The 8,698-nt window shown below is 64.5% G+C and carries 10 protein-coding genes; 4 read left to right on the top strand and 6 right to left on the bottom strand.

Annotation, left to right across the window (positions count from 1 at the left end; genetic code table 11):
* The 6 genes from RT424_RS22090 to tkt form a co-directional block, all read right to left on the bottom strand.
* Positions 1–522 (bottom strand): class I fructose-bisphosphate aldolase (locus RT424_RS22090; RefSeq protein ID WP_313442628.1); only part of this gene is annotated, 522 nt, incomplete at its 3' end.
* An 80-nt stretch (positions 523–602) separates the two neighbouring features.
* Complete coding sequence (locus RT424_RS22085) at positions 603–1,691, bottom strand: acyltransferase (RefSeq protein WP_313442626.1); 1,089 nt, start codon at positions 1,689–1,691, stop codon at positions 603–605.
* 160 nt (positions 1,692–1,851) lie between these two features.
* Positions 1,852–3,051, bottom strand: a complete 1,200-nt coding sequence (locus tag RT424_RS22080; RefSeq protein ID WP_313442624.1) for a phosphoglycerate kinase — start codon at positions 3,049–3,051, stop codon at positions 1,852–1,854.
* Positions 3,048–3,467 carry an MOSC domain-containing protein gene (locus RT424_RS22075; RefSeq protein WP_313442622.1) on the bottom strand — a complete coding sequence of 140 codons (420 nt, stop codon included), beginning with the start codon at positions 3,465–3,467 and terminating at the stop codon, positions 3,048–3,050. Before RT424_RS22075 ends, RT424_RS22080 begins: the two co-directional genes overlap by 4 nt.
* Before the next feature lie 75 nt (positions 3,468–3,542).
* Positions 3,543–4,550, bottom strand: a complete 1,008-nt coding sequence (gene gap, locus RT424_RS22070; protein WP_313442620.1) for a type I glyceraldehyde-3-phosphate dehydrogenase — start codon at positions 4,548–4,550, stop codon at positions 3,543–3,545.
* A 16-nt stretch (positions 4,551–4,566) separates the two neighbouring features.
* A complete protein-coding gene (gene tkt / locus RT424_RS22065; RefSeq protein ID WP_313442618.1) occupies positions 4,567–6,555 on the bottom strand; it encodes a transketolase in 1,989 nt (662 codons plus the stop codon).
* Between the two features lie 246 nt (positions 6,556–6,801).
* Here tkt and RT424_RS22060 point away from each other — a divergent pair, with 246 nt between their 5' ends.
* The 4 genes from RT424_RS22060 (at position 6,802) to RT424_RS22045 (ending at position 8,478) form a co-directional block, all read left to right on the top strand.
* Positions 6,802–7,002, top strand: coding sequence for a hypothetical protein (locus RT424_RS22060; RefSeq protein WP_313442615.1), 201 nt, complete (start codon positions 6,802–6,804; stop codon positions 7,000–7,002).
* A 4-nt stretch (positions 7,003–7,006) separates the two neighbouring features.
* Positions 7,007–7,354, top strand: a complete 348-nt coding sequence (locus RT424_RS22055; RefSeq protein WP_313442613.1) for a cell division protein ZapA — start codon at positions 7,007–7,009, stop codon at positions 7,352–7,354.
* Positions 7,355–7,646: 292 nt separating this feature from the next.
* Positions 7,647–8,261: a 5-formyltetrahydrofolate cyclo-ligase gene (locus tag RT424_RS22050; RefSeq protein WP_313442644.1), complete on the top strand. Its 615-nt coding sequence runs from the start codon at positions 7,647–7,649 to the stop codon at positions 8,259–8,261.
* A gap of 1 nt (position 8,262) precedes the next feature.
* Positions 8,263–8,478 carry a DUF2842 domain-containing protein gene (locus RT424_RS22045; protein WP_313442611.1) on the top strand — a complete coding sequence of 72 codons (216 nt, stop codon included), beginning with the start codon at positions 8,263–8,265 and terminating at the stop codon, positions 8,476–8,478.
* The last annotated feature ends 220 nt before the right edge of the window (positions 8,479–8,698 follow it).

The following is an 8,698-nucleotide window of genomic DNA, read 5'->3' as shown; positions in this document are numbered from 1 at the left end:
GATCGGCATCATGCCGTGCGAGAGCACTTGGCTGCCGATCTCGAACTGCTGCTTCACCACGGCGGCGATGCCCTCGGCATTGGCCGAATGGATCACCGAGCGCTCCTTGGTGCCGAACACGCCGAGCGCCTTGGAACGTTCGAGCAGGGCATCGAGGGTGGGCATCGGCTTCATCAGCTGCACGCCGTTGGCTTCGTCTTCGAGGCCCTTGTCGACCTTGATGAAGGGAACCACGCCCTTGGCGATCAGCGCCTGCGGAGTGGGAACGCCGTTCACCTGACCGTCCATGGTGCGCTCGAACAGGATCGCGCCGATCACCTTGTCACCGGTGAAAGCAGGCGAAGCGATGATGCGGGCGCGCATCTGGTGGATCAGGCCGAACATTTCCTCTTCGGTCGACCAGGCGCCTTCCTCGACGCCATAGCCCTTGAGCGCCTTGGGGGTAGAGCCGCCGCTCTGGTCGAGCGCAGCGATGAAGCCGTTCCCGTCGGCCATTTTGGCCGCCATTTCCGTAAATTGCATGGTTTTTCTCCTCCTAGTCGTATCAACAACCTGAAACGGGCTTATTCTTAGGGGCTCCGTTTCGCAACTGCGGCAAAAGGCTATCCATCTACCGGATGATCCGGTCCGGCGAAGACACGCGCCTGCCTGCGGCGGCGCAGCATGTCGGACAGCAGCGTGCGCGCGGGAACGTCTATCCAGCGCACGCAGAACCAGGCGGTGACGAGGCACGCGCCGAGGAACACGAAAGCCATCAGCACTTCATCGTATTGCAGGTCGTCCTTGAAGTACCGCATCGGCTCGATCAGGGCCCAGTGGACCGCGTAGAGTGCGAAGGACACTTCACCCACGAACCAGGCAGCCGGCGCCAGCTTGCGCGAGGGCTCGACGCGCGAACCGAACCAGACCAGCAGCGGCGAAAGCACCAGCGTGCAGGCGAGGTCGTAATGGGTGACGGCGATCCACTTGGGATCTGCCAGCAGCATCGCCGCAATGGCGGCAAGGCAGATCATTCCGCCCAGCGTTGCGGGCCGGTGCGCGGGCTGGCGAAACCGGGCGATGAGCATGCCGGCGCAGAAGGAATAGAGCGTTCGCGCCAGCGCCAGCGACCACTCGCCCCAGATTGCGCCGATGTTGCCGGAGCCGTTCTGCAATACCGCCGGGGCGAACCACCAGGCCGAGGCGGCGCATACCGCCACCAGCGCGACACGGGGCAGTCGGAACAGCACCACGACCATCGCGAGATTGGCGACAAGCTCGTAGAACAGCGACCAGGCCGGCACGTTGAGCGGAAACAGCGTCTTGGTCAGCGGAGAGGGCAACATCAGCGCATTGATCGCCGTGCTGATACCGATGGTGGAAAGCTTCAGCGAGGTGTCGCCGCCCGTGTAGTACCGGGTCAGACCGACCGTGGTCGTCAACACGATGCCCACCAGGAACAGCGGGTAAAGCCGGACCACTCGCTTCGTCATGAATTCGCCGGTGCCCATCCCGCCCTGCCAGCGCGGCAAGTAGCTGGTGCAGAGCACGAAGCCCGAAAGCGCGAAGAAAAAGTCCACCGCGACGTAGCCGTGCGGCGCCTGCGAGATGTTGAAGTGAAACAACGCGACGGCCAGCGCGGCGATCCCGCGCATGCCGTCGAGCGTCACATAGCGATCGTGCCAGGGCGGGTGCGCGGTCTTAGTGGACATCTTCCTCTCGTCGTCCCGGACTTGATCCGGGACCGCTGGCCATGAACAGCCCACCTGGCGGCGATACCCCACACGATGGGGAGCGCCCTGCCGCAGGGGCGCTCCTAAAGAACTGCCAGCGGTCCCGGATCAAGTCCGGGACGACGGCGTGCCTTCTATTTTACGCCGAAAGCGCGGCCACGCCGGGAAGTTCCTTGCCTTCCATCCATTCAAGGAAGGCGCCCCCTGCCGTCGAGATGTACGAGAAGTCGCCGGCCACGCCCGCATGGTTGAGAGCGGCAACCGTATCGCCGCCCCCCGCCACGGAAACGAGCGAACCTTCGCGAGTCAGTGCTGCTGCCGTCTTCGCAAGCGCGACGGTGGCCGCGTCGAAGGGAACCGTCTCGAAAGCGCCGAGCGGGCCATTCCACACGAGCGTGCGGCAGGTCTTGAGCACATCGCTCAGGGCCTCCACCGCCAGCGGACCGACATCGAGGATCATCTCGTCCGCGGCAACCTCATGGACGTTGCAGGTGCGCAGGCTGGGCGGATTGGCGGCGAATTCCTTCGATACCACCACTTCGTAAGGCAGGTGCACGGTGCAGCCCGACTTGTCCGCCGTTTCTAGGATCTCGTTCGCGGTGCCGGTGAGGTCGTGCTCGCAGAGCGACTTGCCCACGTCCACGCCCTTGGCGGCGAGGAACGTGTTGGCCATGCCACCGCCGATGATCAAGTGATCGACCTGGGTGACGAGGTGCTTGAGCACGTCCAGTTTTGACGACACCTTGGCGCCGCCGACGACGGCCGCAACCGGCTTTTCCGGGGTGCCCAGCGCCTTGTCTAGCGCTTCGAGTTCGGCCTGCATCGAACGGCCCGCATAGGCCGGGAGCACATGGGACAGGCCTTCGGTGGTCGCGTGGGCGCGGTGGGCGGCGGAAAAAGCGTCGTTGACGTAGAAGTCGGCGTTGGCGGCAATGGCCTTCACCAGTTCGGGGTCGTTCTTTTCCTCGCCCTTCCAGAAGCGGGTGTTTTCGAGAATGGCGATGTCGCCCGCACGCAGGATGCCGACCGACTGCTTCACGATGTCCCCGGCGATCTCGGGCACGAACATTACTTCCTTGCCGAATACCTTCTCCACGGCACCGACCACCATCGACAGCGACTGGGTGGAAACGCGCTCGCCCTTGGGGCGGCCGAAGTGGGCCAGCAGCAGCACCTTGGCGCCCTTTTCGGCCAGTTCCAGCACGGTCGGCGCCGCGGCGCGGATGCGGGTATCGTCGGTGACCTGCCCGTCGTTCATCGGCAGGTTGAGGTCGACACGCACCAGCGCGACCTTACCCGTCACGTCACCAAGGTCATCCAGGGTCTTGAAAGCGCTCATTGCTCGATCCTTATCTCGTCGCCGACGGCGATCATGCCGTCCGTCAGCACCGTGCCCAGCACGCCGCCCCGCCAATCCGGCAGGAGCGCGGCCTTGAGCCCCGGCGCCACTTCTTCCATGCGGCTGCATGGGTCGCATTCCATGGTCACTGCGATGCGCAGGCTTTGCCCGATGGCGATGACGCAGCCTTTTTCACGCGGCAGCCGAAATCCCTCGACCAGGAGGTTCGCACGGCGCGCATGCCAGGGCGGATAGTCGCCTTCCGCCAGGCGCAGGTCGCGCAAGGCCGCCAACCAGTCTTCCGCCGCAAGCAGCGAGACCTGCCTGCGCGGCACCCTGCCCGGACGCACCGCGCCGCGAAAGTCCCCCTGGACTCCCGCGGCGACAGTAACGGTGGCGGACCGCAATTCTTCCATCGGTGCGCGCGGCCTTATCCGCCGCGCGATGCCGATAAGGCGGCCCGCCTCCATCTGGTCCTCAGAGCAGGCGCATCAGAGGAACTTGGCCATCACGCCGGCCGTGTCGATCATGCGATTGGAGAAGCCCCACTCGTTGTCGTACCACGACAGGACGCGAACCAGCTTGCCTTCGAGAACGGCGGTTTCGAGGCTGTCGATGGTCGACGAATGCGCGTCGTGGTTGAAGTCGATCGAGACCAGCGGCTCTTCCGTGTAGCCCAGCACGCCCTTGAGTTCGCCCTCGGCCGCTTCCTTGAGCAGCGCGTTGACTTCCTCGGCAGTGGTGTCGCGCTTCGGCACGAAAGTCAGGTCGACGACCGAGACGTTCGGGGTCGGCACGCGGATCGACGAACCGTCGAGCTTGCCCTTCAGGTCGGGAAGAACGAGGCCCACGGCCACGGCGGCGCCGGTGCTGGTGGGGATCATGTTCATCGCGGCGGCGCGGGCGCGGCGCGGATCGCTGTGGATCTGGTCGAGGATCTTCTGGTCGTTGGTGTACGAGTGGATCGTGGTCATCAGACCGCGCTCGATACCGATCTTCTCGTTCAGCACCTTGGCGAAGGGCGCCAGGCAGTTGGTGGTGCACGAAGCGTTCGACACGACGACGTGATCGGCGGTCAGTTCCTTGTGGTTCACGCCGTAGACGACCGTGAGGTCCACGCCCTTGGCCGGGGCCGAGACGAGGACGCGCTTGGCGCCCGCGTCGATGTGCTTGGAAGCCGATTCCCTGTTGGTGAAGAAGCCGGTGCATTCCAGCACGATGTCCACGCCCTGCGCGGTGTGCGGCAGGTTCGCGGGATCGCGCTCTGCCGTCACGTGGATGCGCTTGCCGTTGATGACGAGATCGGTGCCATCGACTTCCACGGTGCCTTCGAAGGTGCCGTGAACGCTGTCGCGCTTGAACAGAAGGGCATTGGCCTTGGCGTCCGCCAGGTCGTTGATCGAGACCAGCTCGAGGTCATGGTCCGTGCGTTCGAGAATGGCGCGAGCGACATTGCGCCCGATACGCCCGAAACCGTTGATCGCAACCTTGGTCGCCATTGCAATAATCTCCTCTTTAAACGCTGAGCTTGTTGAGAATCTTCGGAACGATAGCCTCGACGGTGAAGCCGAAGCGCGCGAACAGATCCTTGGCCGGAGCCGAGGCGCCGAAGCGGTCGAGACCGATATTCAGGCCGCCGTTGCGGCTCTGCGCGGTATAACGCTCCCAACCCATGGTGGTACCGGCCTCGATCGACACCTTCAGGATCGAGGCGTCGTTGGGCAGCACTTCGTGCTGGTAGGCTTCGTCCTGGGCGGCGAACAGCTCCATGCACGGCATCGAGACGACATCGGCGCCGATGCCCTGCGATTCCAGTTCGTCCTTCACCTTGACGGCCAGTTCGACTTCCGAGCCGGTGGCGATCAGGATCACCTTGCGCGTCGCATCGGCGTGGCGGAGCGTGTAGGCGCCGCGGGCCGAGAGCATGTCGCCGGTCTTGCGCAGTTGCGGCAGGTTCTGGCGGGTCAGCGCCAGGACCGAGGGCGTGTCCTCGGATTCGAGGGCGATGTTCCAGCACTCCGCCGTCTCGATCACGTCCGCCGGGCGGAACACGTAGAGATTGGGGATCAGGCGCATCGACATGACATGTTCGACCGGCTGGTGGGTCGGGCCGTCTTCACCGAGGCCGATCGAATCGTGGGTCAGCACGTAGATGGCGCGGGTCTGCTGGAGCGCAGAAAGACGAATCGCGTTGCGGCAGTAATCGGAGAAGATCAGGAACGTGCCGCCGTAGGGGATCACGCCGCCATGCAGCGCCATGCCGTTCATCGCCGCCGCCATGCCGAACTCGCGGATGCCGTAATAGACGTAGCGCCCGCCGTAGTTGTCGGACGTGAACGGCGCCTGGCACTTGGCCTTGGTGTTGTTTGAGCCGGTAAGGTCGGCCGAGCCGCCGATCATCTCGGGGATCGCGGGGGCCAGCACGTTCAGCCAATTCTCAGAGGCCTTGCGGGTGGCGACGGTGGAATCGCCTTCGAGCCATTCGGCAAGCTTGGCGCGGATCGCGTCGGTTTCGGGCAGTTCGCCGGCCATGCGGCGGCTGAATTCCTCGCCCTTGTCCGAAGCGGCCAGACGGCCGAACCATTCGGCATGGGCAGCGGCGCCCTTTTCACCAAGCGAGCGCCAGTCGGCCAGGATTTCCGCCGGGATCTCGAACGGAGCCGAAGCCCAGCCCAGATACTCGCGCGCGGCGGCCACTTCGGCATCGCCCAGCGCGGCGCCGTGAACGTCGTGGCCGCCCTGCTTGTTGGGGGCGCCCTTGCCGATCACGGTCTTGCAGGCGACCAGGGTGGGCTTGTCCGATGCGGCGGCATCGGCCAGCGCGCGTTCGATGTCGGCGAAATCATGGCCGTCGCACTCGAACACGTCCCAGCCCGAAGCACGGTAGCGCGCCGGGATGTCTTCGCTGGTCGAAAGCGAGGTATCGCCGTCGATGGTGATCTTGTTGTCGTCCCACAGCACCTTCAGGCGGCCCAGCTTCAGCGTGCCGGCCAGGCCGATGGCTTCGTGGTTGATGCCTTCCATCAGGCAGCCGTCGCCGGCAATGACCCAGGTGCGGTGATCGACCAGTTCGCTGCCGAAGTTGGCGTTGAGCTGGCGTTCCGCCATCGCCATGCCGACCGCCATGGCCAGGCCCTGGCCGAGCGGGCCGGTGGTGCACTCGATGCCTTCGATCAGGAAGTTTTCCGGGTGGCCGGCGCAGACCGAACCGAGCTGACGGAAGTTCCGGATGTCGTCCATCGTCGGGCTGGCGTAGCCGGTCAGGTGGAGCAACGAGTAGATCAGCATCGAGCCATGGCCGGCAGACAGCACGAAGCGGTCTCGATCAGCCCACTTGGGCTGGGCGGGATCGAACTTGAGGAACTTCGAGAACAGGACGGTCGCGACATCGGCCATGCCCATGGGCATGCCGGGGTGGCCGCTGTTGGCCGCCTGGACAGCGTCCATCGACAGCGCCCGAATGGCATTGGCCATCGGCGCGAGACGGTCGGCAGCAAGGGTCATCGTGAAGGCTCCGGAAACGGCAAAGAGTGAACGATTCGAACTTGCCGACCCCCTTTAGGCCGAGGCCGCCTCCCGTCAAGTTCACCTAAGGAGGATTGAGGCCCAAACGCATGGGCCGAGAACAGGGGGCTTGTACATACGTGTGCCATTCGCATGGTGGCACATTCGCCCCGGCTGATCGAAAGCACTGTGAACAAGGCTGCCTGATTTATTGCCTTTTGGTCAATTCACGGTAGCGCATCGACCATGGAAAAGGTGATGAACGAGGCCGCGACGGAACAGGCGGTCGACAGGATAAGGGCGGCACTCGCGCGGCTCGAACGCGCGGTGTCGCACAACCGCGACTTGCAGGAACGCCATGCCCGCCTGCGCGGAACGGTCGAGGAGACGCTGGGAGAGATAGACGCCCTGCTCGCGCCGCGTCTCCCTTCGGAACGGAAACCCTGAGGCGATGGCAAACATCACCCTTACGATCGGCGGGCGCGAATTCATGCTCGCCTGTGCGGACGGCGAGGAGCCGCACGTCACCGCCCTGGCCCGGATGATCGACGAAAAGCTTGCCCAGGCCGGCGTGGTGGGCCAGACCGAGCCGCGCATGCTCCTGTTCGCGTCGTTGATGCTGGCAGACGAATTGCACGAACTGCGCCGGCGCGCCGCGCCCCCCGTTCCAGCGCCCGCCCCCGTGCCGGCAGAACCCGTACCGGCTATCCCCGAAGTTCTCGTGCACGAACTCTCGCGGATTGCCGAATATGTCGAAAATCTTGCGGACCTCCTTGAGCAGAACGCCTCGAATGACTAACTAGGAGATGACGGGAACTGCCCGGCACGTGCCGTTCGAACATCCCTGAGGCTATAAGCAATCCAATGGGGGTTGTCCCTGCCCGGATCCTGGTCCGACGCACATGATCCCCACCTGACGTCGAGGCGTCAGAGGATTTCTAGGAAACGACCCATGGTGGGCCCGTCACCCGCTCTTTAGGCCGGAAGGAGTCTTCCGGCCTTATCCTTTTCGGCATGAGCAGTGCCGGAATTCCGACATGCCGCGGAAGACCTTCGGTGCTATTGTCGCGGCCCTGACCAAGCTTGCAGGAATGGGACCAACGGTGGATTCGTCGCCTCCTCTCTCTCCACCCTCCGATAAGGGCGCCCTGCGCAAGATGCACCGGGCCGCGCGCGCCGAACATGTCGCCTCGCTGCCGCAAGGCATGCGCGCGCTCGTGCTGAACCGCCCGCCCGCTCCCGTTGCGGAGATGATGCCCGAGGGACTGACCATCGGCCTCTACGCCCCCGTGGGTGACGAGGCGCCGGCATTCGGCTGGGCGCGCTGGCTTTCGGAGCACGACCGCCGCATCGCCCTGCCCTGGTTCGCCGCGCGCGACAGCGCCATGGAATTCCGCGAATGGGCCAATCCCTTCGACGAGGAACAACTCACCATCGGCCCATGGGGCGCCCTTCAACCCCTGCCGGATGCCAGGCCGGTGGTTCCGGCCATCGTGGTGGTTCCCCTGATCGCCTTCACGGCACGAGGACATCGACTTGGCCAGGGCGGCGGCCACTACGACCGCTGGCTCGAAGCCAATCCCGACGTTCCCGCGATAGGCCTTGCCTGGGACTGCCAGTTGGCCGAAAGCCTCCCCATGGAGCCGCACGATCGCATTCTCGACGCGATCGTAACGCCGACCCGAATCTACGAGGGGGAGATCTGACTTGCGAGAGACGCCGACATGGCGAATCCCCATCGGGGTGCTTGGCCTGCTCGTCGCCCTGTGCGCCTACGGCCTGCTGATCGCCAGATATCTGTCGCCGGTAATCGGAAACTGGCACGTGCTGCTGCAGACGCCGGTCTACCTTGCCCTCGGCATAGTGTGGATACTGCCGCTGAAGCGGTTCCTGATCTGGATGGAGACCGGGCGCTGGGGATGATTCCCCGGCGCTTTTTAATTCGCGGGACGCGAATTGTGGGGGCGTGGGCCGGTGCCGCAATTAAAAATGCCCACGCGCATTTTCGAAACAGCTCTCAGCGGACAAAAGAAAAGGCCGGGCGTGAACCCGGCCTGTTTCGTATCATTGCTTTTCCACTTCCCTGAAGGAAGTGGCGCGAGTGACGGGGCTCGAACCCGCGACCTCCGGCGTGACAGGCCGG

Source organism: Novosphingobium sp. (assembly GCF_032093395.1).
In the GTDB taxonomy this organism is placed as follows: Bacteria; Pseudomonadota; Alphaproteobacteria; order Sphingomonadales; family Sphingomonadaceae; genus Novosphingobium.
Note: the sequence above shows the minus strand (reverse complement) of the source record. Positions and strands in the feature narration are given on the sequence as shown.

Coding starts and splice junctions, on each gene's coding strand:
- RT424_RS22055 (WP_313442613.1), top strand. CDS start 7,007: ATGGCAAACATCACCCTTACGATCGGCGGGCGCGAATTCATGCTCGCC.
- RT424_RS22060 (WP_313442615.1), top strand. CDS start 6,802: ATGGAAAAGGTGATGAACGAGGCCGCGACGGAACAGGCGGTCGACAGG.
- RT424_RS22050 (WP_313442644.1), top strand. CDS start 7,647: ATGGGACCAACGGTGGATTCGTCGCCTCCTCTCTCTCCACCCTCCGAT.
- RT424_RS22085 (WP_313442626.1), bottom strand. CDS start 1,691: ATGTCCACTAAGACCGCGCACCCGCCCTGGCACGATCGCTATGTGACG.
- RT424_RS22080 (WP_313442624.1), bottom strand. CDS start 3,051: ATGAGCGCTTTCAAGACCCTGGATGACCTTGGTGACGTGACGGGTAAG.
- RT424_RS22075 (WP_313442622.1), bottom strand. CDS start 3,467: ATGGAAGAATTGCGGTCCGCCACCGTTACTGTCGCCGCGGGAGTCCAG.
- gap (WP_313442620.1), bottom strand. CDS start 4,550: ATGGCGACCAAGGTTGCGATCAACGGTTTCGGGCGTATCGGGCGCAAT.
- tkt (WP_313442618.1), bottom strand. CDS start 6,555: ATGACCCTTGCTGCCGACCGTCTCGCGCCGATGGCCAATGCCATTCGG.